Origin of the sequence: Roseibium sp. (genome assembly GCF_051016195.1) — a bacterium.
Lineage (GTDB): Bacteria > Pseudomonadota > Alphaproteobacteria > Rhizobiales > Stappiaceae > Roseibium.
In genome coordinates, this window is the sequence record NZ_CP134616.1 from 3,020,308 (window position 1) to 3,037,877 (window position 17,570).

The window sequence follows — 17,570 nt, forward strand, 5'->3', positions numbered from 1 at the left end:
GGACGCCGACCTTTGCCGTCCGGTCTGGGCACGGCAAAGCATGGTGCGGCCGGCACAAGGCGGGGCGAATGGCACATTACGTTTGGAATATCAGCTGCTCACGTCCATTTCCGGCAAGGGAACGATCGCGCGCCGGATGGCTTCGATTGCAGCGTCCGGTGTGGAGCGCGTGTGAATGACAAACCAGTCGAACCGGATTTTGTCGGAGCCGAATTCAGCAATATCAATGTGTGAAGAAAAGGCAGATGCCTCAACACACGCACTGGGAAGAATGGACGCCCCCATTCCGCGTGCCACCATCTGACAGATCAGTTCCGTGGATTCGATCTTGACTGCTTCGCCGGGAAAAGATTTGCCGCGTTCAAAGAACAGATCATACTCCCAACCCGGTTCCGGCCTGAGCCCGTAGGTTAGAAATGTTTTGCCGGCAAAGTGATGGGTTGTCACCGTTGCGCCTGCCGGTGGGCCATTTCCCTCCGCAAAGACGGCGACCAGCCTGTCCCTGACCGCCAGGCGGCGAGGGACGTCAGGATTGGCGGGTGCACCGGGGATGAACGCAAGATCAGCGCTTCCGCCGGCGACCGCAGCGACCATGTGTTCATTCGGTACCCTTGCCCATTGAACCGAAACGTCCGGCAAAGCTTCTTGACACTCAGTGATTACGCGCATCGAAAGCCTTGCCGGATCGAACAGACCGAGCGCAAGGGTAAGCTGTCGGGCATTGCGCTTGCCGTGCCAAATGGCATCGCTCTCTGCCAGGCGCAGCACGGGCAGGGTTGCCTGTCCTGCTGTCGCGACCGTCCGTCCGGCCTCCGTCAATTCCAGACTGCGCCCGGTCTTGCGGGCAAGCGCGACGCCGAGGCGCCTCTCGGCTTCGCGGAGCCTCTGCGTCGCCGCAGACTGGGTGATCCCCAAGGACGCGGCTGCCGCAGACAGTGTCTCCCGGTCCTTGAGCGCGCAGATCAGAGACCAGTGGGCGATATCCAGTAATTGCATAAGCAGCTCTAATGTATTTGGCTCGAGAACCCATTTTACTCGCGCGTTTCGTGCTGTCATCTATTTTCAAGTCTGATTTTTGAGCGGGAAGCACAGATGAAGCACGACAACACCACGGTGGCTCTCGGCGCACTGGCCTGCGTCGATCTGGACGCCTGGCCGATCCACGAACCTGACGGTCGGAACTATGCCCTCAAGCTCGCCGAAGTGCGCAAGGATCTGCAGGAGGTCGGATGCGCGCGGATTGACGGCTTCATCCGGTCAGACTGCCGGCAGGCCTTTGGCGAAGAGGTGAAGGACGTTGCGCCAAGCGCACATTTTTCGACCTCGTCAATCAATCCCTATTTCGCGCCGGACGATCCGGATCTGCCGGCTAGTCATCCGCGGCGGCGCTATTCGGAAAATACCAATGGTTTCGTTGCAATGGACCGCCTTCCGCCCAACGGACTGAGCCTGTCACTCTACAGAAGTCCGGCGTTTCAACGTTTCATCGCCGATTGTCTGGAAGAAGAGACGCTGTTCACCTTTGACGATCCGCTCGCAGGCGTCGTTGTCAATGTCATGAAGGAGGGGCAGCAGCTTGCCTGGCATTACGACACCAACGAGTTCATCGTCAGTCTGCTGACCCGGAAACCGCATGAGGGCGGCGCATTTGAGTATGTGCCGGACCTCCGCCAACCCAGCGATGAGTGTTACGACGAGGTTGAAAAGGTGTTGGACGGCAAGTCCGATCGCGTGCGCAGGCTCTCGCTCGAACTGGGCGATCTTCAGATTTTCAAGGGCCGGTTTTCCCTGCACCGGGTCGTCAAGGGAAAGGGCGAGCGCCATACCGTCATTTTCGGCTATGCAAAGGAACCCGGATTCATCGGGCGGGTCGAGCGAACCCGGAAGGTCCACAATCGTGTCACCCAGGCCCATATCGATGCAGAAAAGCAAGCGCGCAATGACGGGCTCGCGGACTGACCTTGATGGCGACCGGTTCTGCCTGTCACGGAGCCGGTGCCGGATGAGTGGTTGTCAATCGTGAAAACGACTGCTGCCGGAAACGGTGTCCCGGTTCCGGCAGATCAGTCGACGTTTTGTGTCGTTTGTTGTTATGGATTTACAACAATGTAGACCGTCGTTCCGTCTTGCGTGACGGCCTGATAGTAGACGCCGCCGCAATTGTAGTAGGCATTGTAGGGCGTGCAGCCGGAGATGTTGTGGCGGCGGTTCACCCGACGGGATGTTCTGCGGGCTGTCCGGCGGGCCGCATTCTGTGACGCTGTTTGGGCACTTGCTTCGCCGACCTTGAACGAGAGGGACCCGGTGGATTGGGGGGTCGGCAGATCGACGTTGCCGACGTAACCGATGGAAAAGGCGGCTGCTGCGAGTGTGAGTGCTTTCGCGTTCATTTCAATTTTCCTTTGATCTGGGTGCCGCGCCGTTCTTCACTTTTCCGGCTGCAGCTGATTGGTGTTTGTTTCTTGTTGGCTTGGTGAATCTCGAAATCAGTTGTTTTCGTAGGCGTCTTCTGCTGCCTCGTGCCGGCGGTTCACGCGTCTTGAGGTGCGCCGGGATGTGCGGCGTGCCGCATTCTGCGAGGCGGTCTGTGCATTGGCTTCGCTCATCTGCAGCGTGACCGGTCCACCGGTCGCGATGGAGGACATGTTGACTTCGCTGACGTAACCGATCGAGAAGGCGATCGCTGCGAGGGTGAGTGCTTTCAGTTTCATATTCCTGCTCCTTGGCTGTTAAACCGCCCCCCAAAAGGGCAGTTCGTTTGTTGACAAGCCGAATATGGTTGAAAGAACGGGGTGCTTCTTTAGGCGTCTGGCCATGTGTTTATTCGTTCTGGCCAAACTGCGCGCTGCTTTTCCAAAATGAATGGAACATCGTGAGTGCAGGCCGGAAAGAAGACAAAGAAATTAATACTTTCAGATCTTTACTACGTTCTTCCGGGTCGTGATCTGCCTGGCAGCGTGACGCTGCACGCACAAACGAACAAAGGCGCCCGGCAATTGACGGGCGCCTTTGTTCGACTTTGAAATGGCTTGGACTTGATCAGTGGCCGGAGCCGGCAAGACCGATGCCGGATGCCAGGCCGAGCCAGGCCCTGATGCGCAAACCGACCGCCTTGATGATGCCGAGGGCTTCGATCACGTGAGCCGTGACGCTGCCCTCAAGCGGACCTTCCAGGTGCGTTGTATAGGTCTGGACAAGGCAGCCGCTGCCAGGGACAAGCAGGTCCCGGTGCTCCGGGTGGACAAGGTCAAGATGGGCCACGATCTGACCGCGCTTGACCCGTTCGGCCGGTTCCATCAGGCGGTTGGCCGGTGCCATCTGGCCCGACGCAATCGGTTCCTGTATCCGTGTGATGCGAGCCGGAAGAACAGTGTTGGTCATCGCGATGTTGAAATTGCTTTCACAGGCGATTTCAGCAGCCATGCCTTCATAGAGCTCGGTGCGGGAAACTTGCGAGAAGCCGGCAACGATCCGTCCCTTCTGCCTGGACGTGCGGTCCGGAACGATCATCATGGCGGGGCTGATGGCGGCCTGCGCTGCACGGGCACCGACACTCAAGGTCAGCTGTTCCACGGTGCCATCGACAAAGCTGTATACACGCGTCTTGTTCAGGTCCACTTCAGCCTGCTTCAGGGACGCCTTCGCGCTTTCCAGCTGTGCCGGCAGGATGTTGTTCGCATGGATCTTTGCCGTGGCCAGTTTGCTTTCGGCCGCATCGACTTCCGCTTTGCGCGTATCGCGTTGCGATGTCGCACGCTCCATCTGGCTGTGCTGGTAAGCTGCGGACCCGCGCGCCTGGAGTTCGAGGTGATCGGCAAGGGTCAGTTCGGCCTGTTTCAGTGCGGATCTTGTTGCGGCGAGCGATGCCTCGGCGGTTTCCACATCCATGTGTGCTGCCACAATGGCTGCTTCGACTTCCTCCACCTTGCGTCGGCTGTATTCCACTTTCGCGAGCTCAGAGCTGTTTTCGATGGAAAAGAGAGGGTCACCGACCTTCACATGATCACCACCCTTTACGAAGACCTCGGTGACTGTCCCCCCTGTTTCGGCGACGACCGGAACCGTGCGGTAGGGGACCAGACCCGTGTAGGATTTGGGGTAGTAGTAGAAGACCGCAAAAAAAACGATCAGGGCCATGACGAACCAAAGAAACAGGGCCCGGTGGACGTTGTAAAGCGTGACGGGCATGCCGCGCCAGCGCAGATACATGACTCGAAGGACGAACGGGAATGACGTGACGAGAATCTCGATCATTTTGCTGTCTCCTCAACGGCTGCTTCTTCTTCAGGACGCCACCAGAGCATGAAGTCCCGCGCGATCGCTGTCATGATGAGGGTTGCGGGAAGCAGGATGCTGAAATGGTCGAGCGCCGGCATGATTTCGTAGGCGAGAGCAACCGTCAGCATTGTCGGTATGGTTGTGCGCAAAGGCGTTCCCTTGGCGCGATGCTCAGCGTAGTGATCGAACTGCGAGTAAAGGTGTATCAGCAGAAAGATCGCGAGCAGGAAGACGATCAGTCCGACCCAGGTGTAGGTGTCTGTTTCTCCCGGCGGCACCCACCATCTCGGTTCGCCGCTGGCGGCAGCGGCGGATGTTGTCATTGCGCCGAGGGCAAGAAGCGCCGGCAGTACGAGCTTTTTCACGATATGTGTCCTTTGCTTTTTCGGTTAAAAGCCACCCCCCAAGGGCAGCATGTTCCGTTCACGTTGCTCAGATGGTGAAAAGCCGTGGGTCGTTCTTTTGTCCTCTGGCCACGTGTTTCCTTTTTCTGGACAATCGGGCAGCATCCGAATGCCAGCGAAACAGCACGAACAAAGAGAAGGGTGTTTCGGTACGATGCCGAAGTTAAGCGCATACCGGCTCAAGCACGTGGCCCGGGTCTATTCGCAGGAACCTGGAACCTCGAGGCCTTTCGAGGACCTGTTGACTGACCTGGGTGTTGACCCCGCGATCCTGACTGATCCGGAAGCCAGGGTGGAACTCTCGGTCGAGGCGGCGGTTGTAACTCTTGCGTGCAATGCACACGGGGATCAGACCTTTGCCGCACGGACCGGACTTGCGACACCGGGAGCCAAGACGCTTCTGGCCTATCTGGCGAATGCGAGCGCGACCGTCGGGCAAGTGCTCGAATTCGCTCAGAAGTATTATGCACTTGAAGACCCGCACCTGACATTCCGGCTGGTCAGCAGCGAGACCGGGCCGATTGTTGCGCTCGAAACCGCGGTGCTTTCCGGGCATCAGGCGCCTCGTCACCGCGAACTTCTGGTGTTCGGAATGTACAAGAGGATCACCCAGATCGCCGGTCCGGATTTCGGTCCGCTGACGATTTACCTGGACAGCAATGACGCGGAGCATTGCCGCAAGTTGTCGGAACTTGTCGATTGCGAGGTTGTTCATGGGCAGCCCATGAGCGGCGTGCAACTGCCCGCCGGAGGGCTGCAACACCCGATCCCGACCTTCGATTCCGCCCTGCTCAATCACCTGCAGGCCCATGGTGATGCACGGCTGGAGCAGATGCCGAAGGAAAATGCCAGCCTTTCGGAAAAGGTCGTCGCACTGGTGCGCCGGCAGTTGCCCGGCCACCTGCCGAGCGGAGACGAGGTCGCCGAACAGCTGTTCATGACACGGCGTACGCTCACACGCCGCCTTGGCGCGGAAGGAACCAGCTACAAGGCGCTTGCGGAAGCTGCGAGGTGCGATCTGGCAAAAAGCCTCCTGAAAGGCCAGAGCAGCATTGCGCAAGTCGCTTTTCTGCTCGACTTCTCGGACCAGGCGGCTTTCTCGGTTGCGTTCAAACGCTGGACGGGAACTACGCCCGCGCAGTTCAAACGCGCGAGCATGTGATCAATTCAGCTCGGAAAGCCGCTGCGTTTCTTCCTGCGCTTCAAGTGGTGCGCCGAAGCCTGATGTGCCGAGCCAGGTTTCAAGCGCGTCCAGCGAAGAGGCCGGAGCAAAGGTGCCTGCCTGATCGTGGCGTGCGGCGATCGCGATCTTCGGACGCCAGGTGTCGTTCACGCGGCAGGCAACCGAAACGATGGACGCGCCGTTCACTGCCTCATAATCGAACTCCCGGCAAAGTGTGTTGTCCGCGTCGACAAAAGAGGCGATCACGTTCAGCGTCGCACCCGAGCCGAGCACCGAACTGCTGCCGGACGCGGCACTGGAAAGGGTAACGGCAATGTCCGGGTCTGCCAGAGCCACCAGCCCGAAAGGCGGGTTGGTTTCCGGTGCACCGAACGGTCCGAGCGCCGCACCGGCGGCAACTCCGATTGCGAGTGTGATGGATGCCGCGAGTGCCGCCGGCCAATGGCTCACCCAGCTTCTTCGAGGGAGCGGCACAACATTGTCCCGGTCCTGTTGATCTGATCGTCCGGCGTCCTGTTCCAGGATCGTGGATACCCTCTGCGCCAGCGCATCGGGCACCGCTGGCAGTTCCGTCGCAGCAGTCTTGAGCTGCCGTGCGGTTTCCTGGAACACACGGATCTTGTCCCGTATCGCCGGGTCCGCCCGTGCCGCCTCTTCAACCTTGAGCGCTTCGGTTTCCGGCAGGTGGCCGTCCGCATAGGCCATGATGATTTCGTCGGTCATCTTCGTTTCATCCATCATTTTTTTCGTCCTGTGCGGGAAACGTTGCAAAGCTCATTTTATTCCGGTCCTTGCCGCAATCGCCGTGCGTGCCCGGGACAGGCGGCTCATGATCGTGCCTTTCGGAATGCCCAATATGTCAGCCGCTTCCGCGTAGCTCAGCTCCTCGAAGCAGACCAGAACAATCACTTCCCGCTGTTCGAGCGGGAGGTGTTCCACGGCCTCAAGAACGTTGGCGATCATGAGCCGGGTTTCGCCCATGTGGTTGTCCGTGCCGCCAAGATCAGGCGCATCGTGTATGTCCAGTTCCTGTCCGCGCACCTTCTGTTTCCGGGTCATGTCGATCCAGGCGTTCCTGAGGATTCGGAAGAGCCAGAACTCGATACGGGATGACGGGTTAAAGCTATTTCTCGCAACCAACGCCCGCTCAACCGTGATCTGAACAAGATCATCGGCCACATGTGCCGACCGGCAAAGCGATAAGGCAAATCGTCTCAAGTTGGGCAATTTCTCGGTCAGGGCAGTATGAAAACAATCCGGCATTCGATGACCTTTTCGGAAATCAGGCACCCGATGGAATTTTCAGGCGGCTGAAACGTAATTGAAACGAATACGATTGACGCACCGGATTATTCCCGAAAAAAGTGCGTGCCTGAAAGGACCTGACATGATCCGACTGATCACCCTTGGTTTCGCCCTTTTTCTTGTTCTGCCGTCGGTTGTTCAATGGCCGCCGGACGGACCGTCTCCAATCGCGGCATACGCAGACGATGAGGATGGTGACGGTGACAGTGACAGCGACAATGACGGGTCCGACGACAGCGATGACGACGACAATGACAGCGATCCGGGAGGCCGACAAGGTGGCGGCCCTGGCACGCAAGGCCGTTCCGGGTCCAACGCAGCCGGGTCGAGCGGTGCTGGCGCAGGGCGTATCTTCGCTCCTCTCAGGCGTTTGTTCGGTGAACGGGAGCAGCCGACACGCACACCGGCAAGACCAGCTGCGCCGCCGGTTCTGTTTGTTGCCGGCGAGATCATCGTTCTGAACATCACTTCCACGGATCTGCAAAGTCTTCTGAACGAGGGATATCGTGTGCTTGAACAGCGATCGGCAGCGGGTGGACAAACCTACTATCGTCTCGCTGTTCCTGAAGGTCTTGCGCTGCCCGATGCACGCGACGCCGTCCGGGCCTTGCCATCGGGTCAGAATACAGACTTCAACCATTACTACAGGCCGGAACGGGGAGAGGCCGGGTGTGAGGGTGAATCCTGTCCCGCCTTCGAGCTTGTGGGCTGGCCAAGCACTTCCCTGCAAATGGAAAAGACGTGCCCGAATGCCGGCGCCATTGGCGTAATCGATACCGGCATCAATGACCGCCACCCGGTTTTCAGCGGATCGGACATGACGGTTCTGCGTCTGGCGGACGAAGCGCTTCCAGCTTCGAAAGCCAGCCACGGAACCGCCGTTGCCGCGTTGCTGGTCGGACAGCCGGAGACGCGTGTGCGCGGCCTGCTGCCCGGTGCCCGGCTGGTCGCGGTCGACGCCTTCCACAGGGCCGGCCGCGATGAACGCGCCGACGCATTCACGCTTGTCGAAGCACTCTATGCGTTGTCGGCAGAGAACGTGACGGTGATCAATCTCAGTCTCGCAGGGCCTCAGAACAGTGTGGTTGAAGCGGCGATCCAGGATCTCTTCGGCAATCAGGGAATTGCGTTTGCCGCAGCTGCCGGCAATGGAGGTCCTGCCGCGGATCCGGTTTATCCCGCTGCTTATGACGCGGTTCTCGCGGTGACCGCCGTGGACCGTAACAAGCGCGTTTACCGCCGGGCCAATCGCGGTGACTACGTCGATCTGGCTGCTCCGGGGGTCAACATATGGACCGCAGCGTCGATAAAGGGGGCCAAGTGGAGGAGCGGCACTTCGTTCGCGGTACCCTTCGTTTCGGCCGCCGCGGCAATCGCGCGGGCTGAACATCCGCAAAGGACACCCGGGGAGATCTATGACCTGCTGCGCAGCAATGCGTTAGATCTGGGGGATGCGGGCCACGATCCTGTCTATGGCCATGGTTTGCTGCAGGCAGATGGTTTGTGCTGAGGGTTCCGCGGGCAGGTGCTTTGGTCCGGTTCTGACGAAGTCCTGCCTTTCGCCCTGACGGTTTCAGGCAGCTTCAACTTGATGTTTGAGTGCAATCAGGACCAGCGTCGTGCCGCGCGCCGCCGCCTGTTCCTGAAGGTTCGCAAGCAGATCCTTTTGGCCGATCAAACCGTCGTCCTGGACCACGATGACGCGCGGCCGTCTGAGGAGGGCGCGCGCGATCCGGAGGCGGATCTGGTCCCTGTCGGACTGAACCCGCGAAACGTCGGCGGTGTTTGCCGGAACAAGCCCCGGAAACTCTCCGAAAATGTCAGCTTCCTCGCTCGCGCTTTTGGTCCGGGAGCCAAGCACGACGGCCGGCCTGTCTTTCTGATAGACGGGAATGCCGTTGACGGGTGAAACAAGCGTTATGTTGCGCCAGAGCGCCTTTCTACCGATGTCTGCGAAGGAGCAATCATCTAACCTGATGGCTTCCTGTGACTGTGCCTGCGCCAGGCCGCACAGGCTCAAGGCGACGTGGTGCCGGTCGCGAGGCTCTTCCAGCATCAGCCACGTGCAGGCAGCGGGCCTGATCGCAATCGACAACAGATCGCCTGACGGGAGTTTCAGACCCGAGATTTCAATCGGCTTGCCCCAATCGGGGCCTTTTGCCTGGCCTGCCTCCAGCGGGCCAAGAGGCGTGGTGCTGAACACCCGGTTCAGCTTCTCACGCGCGACCCTGTTGGCCTCAAGGTATTCCAGACCGGCCGCTCCGGTTTCGAGCTGAGTTGCCAGGAAGGCAAAAATCAAAAGGAACTGAGCAATCGTGTCTGCGTCAATGCTCCCGGACAGGGCGTAAGCGGTCACTGCGGCGGGAAACGTTACCCGACTGATGGCCCGCATCGTTCCGGACCACGTCGCGCGGTCAACGAGCAGAGAACAGACGTCCTGGCTCTTTCTGGAGAGCTTTCCGAGAACCGGCGCCAGTTTTCCGTGAAGCAGAAGAGGCAGGCGCTCGGGCAGGACTTTGCCGAGAAGTATTGCAATATCACCACGCCGTTGCCGCGATTTCCGGATGCTCTTGCGCAGACCGGGCATTGCCACTGCGGTCCCCACACCCCAAACACCGAGGCACATGGCCAATGGAACCAAGTAGGAGGGGCTGGCCGCCACAATCCAGCCTGCAAGCGTGATCAATGTTGCCGCCAGCGTCACCAGCGCGAGCAATCCTTTCGAGAGCCACAGCTTCACGGCGCCCAGATCATTGACAAGCCTGGTCAGGGACAGGCCGGTCGCAGGCGACTTGGCGTCAAAGGGTACCAGGAGAACGTGGCGGGCATAGGCCAGTCTCACGTCGTGTACATATGAGAGCGCAAACCGTTCTGCCCCACGGGTCTGGAGAACGAAAGCACCAAGTGCGACCAGCGCGGACGCAAGAAGAACCACCAGAACCGGGAAACCGTGGACGTCGGGCCGGCCGGCCAGAAGAGCTGCCGAACCGGTCGACAATGCAATGGCGCCCAACGTCTGCGCGAACCCGGTCAGGACCAGCCAGGCACAGACGAGGCCGCGCCGGGCGTTCCAGATTGCTGGAAGGCCCGGCTTCGAGGGCCGGTGGCTCATGTCACTGTGCCACCGCGAGTTGCCCGGAGAGTACTTCGTCCATGATGCAGGAGACCGTGGCCGGGTTTTGCAGGTCAGCCAGGGAAAATGCCGGGACGTCGACATTCGTGATGACTTCGCGCACCGCCAGCGGTGACTGCATGACCGCGCCGGACACTCCGAGAACCCGATAGTCGAGACGTTCCAGGCTGTTTACGCCGGCAACGGCACCGAGGGCATCTCCCGCCGCGAAAACGACACCGTCAAAAAGCGAATGCATCAAGGGGCTGGCCGCGATCTGACGGGTCTCCTCCTGGAACAGTCCGTCGGCGATTTCGACGATCGCGACATCGCAATTTGATCTGTAGAGCGTCCGCAGCAGGTTCCGGGTGGTGCCCACGATCTTGTCGAGTGGGGTTCTGAATGTTGTTGCAAGGCCGCCATCGGTGAAGTCAAGGACTTCCGCCGCGCCGGAGTCGTGCATCAGCCAGGGATCGCCGCCTGCGGCTGTGCCGGTGACCTTCAGCGCCCCGACCTTGTAACCGCTTTTTGCAAAGCCTCGGACCAGAGAGGCCGCGGTGGCAGTCTTGCCGGCATTCATGGACGTGCCGAACACGCCGAATACCGTTGATGGCATCGAACAGGCGACGGTCGGAAGCGCGTAGTCGGACAGGTTCACGGCCCGGCCGTCATGCCTGCACAAGACGCCAACCGGTTCGATGATCGTGGGTCCGGACAGTTTGTCGTGCCAGGAGGCTGCCTTTGCCGCAATGCCGCCTGCGGCCACCATGTGGCACGGACCAAGGTTTTCAGGGACATAGGCCTCGTACTGGTCGGGAGCATATCTGTTTCCGAAGGCGAGAAGAACTTCGTCGCCTCTGTGCAGGGCGGCCTTCCGGCCGTTCGGCAGCTCGATCCGCTTGTGTGAGCCAAGCGTCTGAATGCGCGCCAGAACAATGTCTCCGGGTTCCGGTTTGAAGGCTTTCGTTGCAAGGTGGCTGCATTCGGCAAAATTCATGCGGCGCACCGCGTAAGACTGTTTGGCGGCTGTCAGCCGGGTGGGAGCAATCGGTTCCATGTCTGTCTCTCTCAACGTTTGCTGCGACCGCAACGCCGCGGTCAGTGAAGAAACGGACCTGCATCGGAAAAATTCCGGGGAACTTGAATTTTTTGAAAGGGATAAATTCCGGCATGATGCGCGCGCTGTTGCACACGGCCGGAAAAAATGCTTGAGCCATGAATTCGGTCTATTGTCCGGGACCCTTGCAAGCCGGGGACCCGGAAAAGGCGAATATGCGGTGATTTGCACCGAGTTGTGATATCGAGGTCCAGCGGGAGCGCCCGTGGGCTTTTGAAATGAAAAAGACGTCGGGAAACCGGAAGCTGTTCAGGATCGAAGGCGCTTCCAAAAACCGGTAAGGAAAGCGAGACCAAGTTGACGAAGACGATTGCCTCTGAAGATCTGCAATTCAACATTTTGCGCCATCTGAAGAAGTCGCTCGGCAAGGATACGGCAAATGCGACCCTGTATGATTGGCGCACGTCCCTGTCTCTGGCCTTGCGCGACCTCGTCGTCGATCCGTGGTTTCAGTCCACGAGGGAAACTTACGAAGCTGCCGGAAAGCGGGTCTATTACCTTTCCATGGAATTCCTGATCGGCCGTCTGCTTGAAGATGTCGCTGTCAATCTCGGCGCCGAAAGCGCATCGCGCGCGGCCCTGGAGAGCCTTGGTCTCGATTATGACGAAGTCGTCCATGACGAACCGGATGCCGCGCTCGGCAACGGTGGTCTGGGGCGGCTCGCCGCCTGCTTTCTCGACAGTCTTTCAACACTTGGCATTCCGGCCTACGGTTACGGTATCCGGTACGAGCACGGTCTGTTCGAACAGCATTTCGAGAACGGGCGTCAGATCGAGGTGGCAGAGGGGTGGCTGTCACAGCGCCATACCTGGGAGTTCGAGCGGCCGGAGGTCAACTATCCGGTCGGCTTCGGCGGGCATGCCAACGGAACCTGGGACCCCGCCGAAACGGTCATTGCCAATGCATATGACACGCCCATCCTTGGCTGGAAGGCGCGGTGGGCCAACACGCTGCGGCTTTGGTCCGCAAAACCCACCGTTCTGTTCGATCTGGGCAGCTTCAACCGTGGTGACCTCGTGGGTGCCGTGGTTCCTGAAGCGCTTGCCCGTGCGATTTCAAGGGTTCTTTATCCCGATGACACCACTGAAGCCGGCAAGGAACTGCGCCTGAAGCAGGAGTATTTTTTCACCTCCGCTTCGCTGCAGGACATTGTCCGCCGCTTCAAGTCGGAAGGGTTTGATATCGAGACCCTTCCCGATCATGTCGCCATCCAGCTCAATGACACGCACCCGGCAATAGCCGGGCCCGAACTCGTGCGGCTGCTGGTGGACGAGAGTGGCGTCGAGATGAAGAAGGCCATCGAAATCGCGAAGGCCTGTCTTGCCTACACCAACCACACCTTGCTGCCGGAAGCGCTTGAACGTTGGGATCTGGGCCTTTTTGCGCGAACCTTGCCACGGCACCTTCAGATCATCGAGGTGATCGAGGAAGAGCATCTTGCCGCCACCAGCAGTCATGTTCGGATCATTGAGGACCACGCGGTCAAGATGGGCGAGCTTGCCTTCGTGATGGCGCACCGGGTCAACGGCGTGTCTGCCCTGCATTCGGAGCTGGTGAAGAAAACCGTGTTTCACGATCTGAACCAGACCTATCCGGACCGGATCATCAACCAGACCAATGGTGTTACGCCGCGCCGCTGGCTCTACAGCTGCAATCCGCCGCTGCGCACCCTGATCAGCAAGACGATCGGCGAAGGCTGGGTCGACGATCTGGAGCAGCTCAGCCAGCTGGAACCCCACATTGCCGACACCGGTTTTCTGGATGCGTTCATGGCCGCGAAACGGGCGAACAAGGAGCGGCTTTCCAGGTGGTTCGCCGAGAAGAGCGATCTGCAGATCGATCCGTCCGCCATGTTCGACGTGCAGATCAAGCGGATCCATGAATACAAGCGCCAGTTCATGAATATTCTGGAGACCATCGCGCACTGGAACGAGATCAGGGAAAATCCCAACGGCGACTGGACCCCAAGACTGAAGATTTTCGGCGGAAAGGCGGCACCGGGATATGTGGTTGCAAAGGAGATCATTCACCTGATCAACGATGTTGCAAGGGTGATCAATGTCGATCCGGTCACCCGGGATCGGCTCAAGGTCGTCTACCCGCCGAATTACAACGTGTCCATGGCGGAGATCCTCATACCGGCTGCCGACCTGTCCGAGCAGATCTCCACGGCCGGAAAGGAAGCGTCCGGCACGGGCAACATGAAGTTTGCACTCAACGGGGCGCTGACGATCGGGACGCTCGATGGCGCGAATGTGGAAATCCGCGAGCGGGTTGGAACGGAAAATTTCTTCCTGTTCGGGCTGACGGCCGAAGAGGTGGTCGAGCGCCGGAACCAGCATGACTATTCGCGTGCCGCCATCGCCGCGAGCCCGCGTCTGACACGAGTGCTCAACCAAATTGCCGACGGACTGTTTTCACCCGGCGATCCCGGGCGTTATCATGGCCTTGTACGTTTGTTGCATGAGCACGACTATTTTCTCGTGACCTGTGACTTCGACGACTATTTCGATACTCAGCGTCAGGTCGACACCGCCTTTGTCGACCATACGCGCTGGGCGAGAATGGCTGCCCTGAACACGGCCCGCTCGGGATGGTTCTCTTCGGACCGGACCATAAGGGGGTATGCTGAGGATATCTGGAATACATCGTCCCTTCTGGACAGAACGTGAGGTAGGACATGAGCGTGGCCGGTCACAGCCCCTTTGAGCAGATCAGCGAAGGCCGCTTTGACGATCCCTTCTCTGTTCTGGGATTGCATGAGACCGGCGGCAAGCAGAGCCTGACCGTCTTCCACCCGGATGCCGATGAAGTCGAGGCGATCGATGCCGACACCGGTGCGCGCATTGCCGTTCTTGCTCCCCACGGGGCAGCCGGGGTTTTTCAAGCAGTCACCGACAGCTCGGACCGCTTTGACTACCGTCTCCGCTTCAAACGCGGCGGCGATACCTGGGAAGCGGGTGATGCCTACCGGTTCGGTCCGGTTCTCGGGGAGCTTGATGAATACCTGATCGGCGAAGGTTCGCATTTGCGCCTTTGGGAAAAACTGGGTGCGCACGTGATGGAGCATGAGGGCGTTCGCGGCACGCATTTCGCCGTGTGGGCTCCCAATGCCAGGCGCGTTTCGCTCGTCGGTAATTTCAACGCCTGGGATGGCCGCCGGAATGTCATGCGCAAATGTGGCGGCACGGGCGTTTGGGAAATCTTTATGCCGGAGCTGGAGGACGGAACCGTCTACAAGTTCGAACTGACGGATGGCGGCGGCACTCTTCTTCCAGAAAAAGCCGACCCGTTCGGGTTTGGTGCGGAACATCCTCCGAAGACGGCGTCGGTGGTGCGGGACCTTGACCGCTACACCTGGAATGATGACCGCTGGATGTCGGTGCGTGGCGAAAAACAGCGTATCGATCAGCCAATCTCGATCTACGAGGTGCATCTCGGGTCCTGGCGGCGGATCCCGGAAGACGGGAACCGGCCACTCTCCTATCTGGAGCACGCCCGCGAACTCGTTGCCTATGCAAGGGACATGGGATTCACTCATATCGAACTGCTGCCGATCTCGGAACACCCCTTCGACGGGTCATGGGGCTATCAGCCCATCGGCCTGTTCGCCCCGACGATCCGCTATGGCACGCTCGACGAGTTCCGAGCCTTCGTGGATGCGTGCCACGAAGCTGAACTGGGTCTGATCATCGACTGGGTTCCCGGACATTTTCCCGAAGACGAGCACGGTCTTGGACGGTTTGACGGCACGCCGCTTTATGAACATGCCGATCCCAAGGAAGGCTGGCATCCCGACTGGCGAACCTACATTTACAACTACGGCCGAACGGAAGTTCAGAACTTCCTGATCGCCAATGCGCTCTACTGGATGCGTGAACACCATGTCGACGGGCTCAGGGTCGATGCGGTCGCGTCGATGCTCTACCGGGATTACTCGCGCAACGAGGGTGAATGGGTTCCGAACGCCTTCGGCGGTCGCGAGAACCTTGAGGCGATCGACTTTCTGAAACGCGCCAACACGCTTGTCTATGCCGACACGGATGGGGTGATGACGATCGCCGAGGAAAGCACCGCTTTTCCGGGTGTCAGCGCGCCCGTGGATGCCGGGGGGCTGGGGTTCGGCTTCAAGTGGAACATGGGGTGGATGAACGACACGCTCTCCTACATGCAGCAGGATCCGGTTCATCGGAAGTACCATCACAACAAGATCGAGTTCGGGCTGCATTATGCTTTTTCGGAGAATTTCGTTCTTCCCCTGAGCCACGATGAAGTGGTGCACGGCAAGGGATCGATTCTCGACCGGATGCCAGGCGACGGCCCCGACAAGTTCGCAAACCTTCGGGCCTATTACGGGTTCATGTGGGGACACCCCGGCAAGAAGCTGCTCTTCATGGGATGTGAGTTCGGGCAAGGATGGGAGTGGAACCACAACGAAAGCCTCGGCTGGCATCTTCTGGACAACGATCTGCACAAAGGCGTCCAGAACCTTGTGCGCGATCTCAACCGGCTCTATGCGCAAACACCTGCGCTTTACGAACTCGACAGCAAGGCGGAAGGGTTTGAGTGGATGGAATCGAATGCCGATGATTCCGTCTTCGCCTGGGTGAGGCGCGGCAAGCCCGGCACGCCGACTGTGCTCGTGGTGAGCAATTTCACGCCTGTGATGCGCACAGGCCGCCGTATCGGCGTTCCGCAACGGGGAAAGTGGGTGGAACGCGTCAATACGGATGCCGAAGTTTATGGCGGAGGCGGGGCCGGAAACCTGGGGGGCGTGTCTGCCGACGAAGTTGCCTGGTCCGGACAGCCATTTTCGCTTTGCCTTACGCTTCCGCCTTTATGTACTCTGTTCTTCGAATGTGAAGCACCGGCAACATGACCGGGCTGGCAACAGGGGAGGAACTGGGATGTCGATGCAGGATCAACGCAGTCTCGCGCGGCAGGCGATGGCATTTGTCCTTGCGGGCGGACGGGGCAGCCGGCTGAAGGAACTGACCGACCGGCGCGCGAAACCGGCCGTCTTTTTCGGCGGCAAGACGCGCATCATCGATTTCGCTCTCTCCAACTCCATCAACTCCGGGATCCGGCGCATCAGTGTGGCCACGCAGTACAAGGCGCACAGCCTTATTCGCCATCTGCATCGCGGCTGGGGGTTCTTCCGTCCGGAACGAAATGAATCCATGGATATCCTGCCGGCGTCCCAAAGGGTCAACGAAGAGAGCTGGTATCTGGGAACCGCGGATGCCGTCTACCAGAACATCGACATCATCGAAAGCTATGCGCCCAAATACATGATCGTGCTGGCCGGAGATCACATTTACAAGCAGGACTACTCCAAGATGCTGGAGCAGCATGTGAATTCCGGTGCGGAGGTCACGGTTGGCTGCATCGAGGCGACTCTGGAAGAGGCCAAAGGCTTCGGTGTCATGGCCGTCGACGAAAACGACCTGATCACCGACTTTGTCGAGAAACCAGCCGACCCGCCGTCAATGCCGGGCAATCCGGACCTGGCGCTTTGCAGCATGGGCATCTACGTTTTCGAGACAAAGTTCCTGTTCGATATCCTGCGGGAAGACGCTGCGGATCCAAAATCCAGCCACGATTTCGGCAAGGACATCATTCCGAAACTGGTCAAGAACGGGAAGGCGTTCGCGCATCCCTTCAGCCGCTCCTGTGTTCAGAGCGGCCTTGAAAAAGAACCGTACTGGCGCGATGTGGGAACAATCGATGCCTTCTGGCAGGCGAACCTGGACCTGACCGATTTCACGCCCAGCCTCGACATCTACGATACCGAGTGGCCGATCTGGACGTATCAGGAACTGAACCCGCCGGCGAAATTCATACACAACGAGGAAGGCCGGCGCGGCCAGGCCATTTCCTCCATGGTGTCCGGCGGCTGTATCATTTCCGGTTCCAGCCTGCTCAGATGCCTGATGTTCACGGGCGTGCGCTGCAACTCCTATTCGCGCCTGGAAGGCGTGGTGGCGATGCCGCATGTCGATATCGGCCGGAACGCCAGGCTCACAAATGTCGTCATTGACAGGGGTGTCCAGATCCCTCAGGACCTCGTTGTGGGCGAAGATCCGGAAATGGACGCCAAGCGGTTTCGCCGGACCGAAAACGGTATCTGCCTGATCACGCAGAACATGATCGACAAACTAGAGGCCTGA

Annotated in this window: 15 protein-coding genes; 6 read left to right on the forward strand and 9 right to left on the reverse strand. The window is 59.3% G+C overall.

Going from position 1 to position 17,570, the window contains the following annotated elements; all coding sequences use genetic code 11:
* Window positions 1-90 precede the first annotated feature (90 nt).
* Window positions 91-996, reverse strand: a complete 906-nt coding sequence (locus RDA78_RS13880) for a LysR family transcriptional regulator (protein WP_434055888.1) — start codon at window positions 994-996, stop codon at window positions 91-93.
* A gap of 96 nt (window positions 997-1,092) precedes the next feature.
* Here RDA78_RS13880 and RDA78_RS13885 point away from each other — a divergent pair, with 96 nt between their 5' ends.
* Window positions 1,093-1,959, forward strand: a complete 867-nt coding sequence (locus tag RDA78_RS13885) for a HalD/BesD family halogenase (protein ID WP_434055889.1) — start codon at window positions 1,093-1,095, stop codon at window positions 1,957-1,959.
* A 131-nt stretch (window positions 1,960-2,090) separates the two neighbouring features.
* Here RDA78_RS13885 and RDA78_RS13890 read toward each other — a convergent pair whose 3' ends face one another.
* The 4 genes from RDA78_RS13890 to RDA78_RS13905 form a co-directional block, all read right to left on the reverse strand.
* Window positions 2,091-2,390: a hypothetical protein gene (locus RDA78_RS13890; protein WP_434055890.1), complete on the reverse strand. Its 300-nt coding sequence runs from the start codon at window positions 2,388-2,390 to the stop codon at window positions 2,091-2,093.
* Window positions 2,391-2,486: 96 nt separating this feature from the next.
* Complete coding sequence (locus tag RDA78_RS13895; protein WP_434055891.1) at window positions 2,487-2,711, reverse strand: hypothetical protein; 225 nt, start codon at window positions 2,709-2,711, stop codon at window positions 2,487-2,489.
* A 328-nt stretch (window positions 2,712-3,039) separates the two neighbouring features.
* Complete coding sequence (locus RDA78_RS13900) at window positions 3,040-4,254, reverse strand: HlyD family secretion protein (RefSeq protein ID WP_434055892.1); 1,215 nt, start codon at window positions 4,252-4,254, stop codon at window positions 3,040-3,042.
* Window positions 4,251-4,643: a hypothetical protein gene (locus RDA78_RS13905; RefSeq protein ID WP_434055893.1), complete on the reverse strand. Its 393-nt coding sequence runs from the start codon at window positions 4,641-4,643 to the stop codon at window positions 4,251-4,253. Before RDA78_RS13905 ends, RDA78_RS13900 begins: the two co-directional genes overlap by 4 nt.
* Window positions 4,644-4,836: 193 nt before the next feature.
* Between RDA78_RS13905 and RDA78_RS13910 the strand changes: the two genes are divergently transcribed.
* The gene (locus RDA78_RS13910; protein ID WP_434055894.1) at window positions 4,837-5,844 is read left to right on the forward strand and encodes a helix-turn-helix domain-containing protein; all 1,008 of its coding nucleotides are present in this window, start codon (window positions 4,837-4,839) and stop codon (window positions 5,842-5,844) included.
* Here the strand turns inward: RDA78_RS13910 and RDA78_RS13915 are convergent, their stop codons facing one another.
* Complete coding sequence (locus tag RDA78_RS13915; RefSeq protein WP_434055895.1) at window positions 5,845-6,606, reverse strand: anti-sigma factor family protein; 762 nt, start codon at window positions 6,604-6,606, stop codon at window positions 5,845-5,847.
* Window positions 6,607-6,639: 33 nt separating this feature from the next.
* On the reverse strand, window positions 6,640-7,128 hold the full coding sequence (locus RDA78_RS13920) for an RNA polymerase sigma factor (protein WP_434055896.1): 489 nt from the start codon (window positions 7,126-7,128) through the stop codon (window positions 6,640-6,642).
* A gap of 124 nt (window positions 7,129-7,252) precedes the next feature.
* Between RDA78_RS13920 and RDA78_RS13925 the strand changes: the two genes are divergently transcribed.
* Window positions 7,253-8,680 (forward strand): S8 family serine peptidase, encoded by a 1,428-nt coding sequence (locus RDA78_RS13925; RefSeq protein WP_434055897.1) that lies wholly within the window; start codon window positions 7,253-7,255, stop codon window positions 8,678-8,680.
* A 63-nt stretch (window positions 8,681-8,743) separates the two neighbouring features.
* On the opposite strand, the gene RDA78_RS13930 is transcribed toward RDA78_RS13925, so the two are convergent.
* Both RDA78_RS13930 and RDA78_RS13935 read right to left on the reverse strand, forming a co-directional pair.
* A complete protein-coding gene (locus tag RDA78_RS13930; protein ID WP_434055898.1) occupies window positions 8,744-10,282 on the reverse strand; it encodes a hypothetical protein in 1,539 nt (512 codons plus the stop codon).
* A 1-nt stretch (window position 10,283) separates the two neighbouring features.
* Complete coding sequence (locus tag RDA78_RS13935; RefSeq protein WP_434055899.1) at window positions 10,284-11,339, reverse strand: hypothetical protein; 1,056 nt, start codon at window positions 11,337-11,339, stop codon at window positions 10,284-10,286.
* A 357-nt stretch (window positions 11,340-11,696) separates the two neighbouring features.
* Between RDA78_RS13935 and RDA78_RS13940 the strand changes: the two genes are divergently transcribed.
* The 3 genes from RDA78_RS13940 to glgC are packed head-to-tail and all read left to right on the forward strand — an operon-like array spanning window position 11,697 to window position 17,570.
* A complete protein-coding gene (locus RDA78_RS13940; protein WP_434055900.1) occupies window positions 11,697-14,072 on the forward strand; it encodes a glycogen/starch/alpha-glucan phosphorylase in 2,376 nt (791 codons plus the stop codon).
* Between the two features lie 8 nt (window positions 14,073-14,080).
* Complete coding sequence (gene glgB / locus RDA78_RS13945) at window positions 14,081-16,279, forward strand: 1,4-alpha-glucan branching protein GlgB (RefSeq protein WP_434055901.1); 2,199 nt, start codon at window positions 14,081-14,083, stop codon at window positions 16,277-16,279.
* A 28-nt stretch (window positions 16,280-16,307) separates the two neighbouring features.
* On the forward strand, window positions 16,308-17,570 hold the full coding sequence (gene glgC / locus RDA78_RS13950) for a glucose-1-phosphate adenylyltransferase (protein WP_434055902.1): 1,263 nt from the start codon (window positions 16,308-16,310) through the stop codon (window positions 17,568-17,570).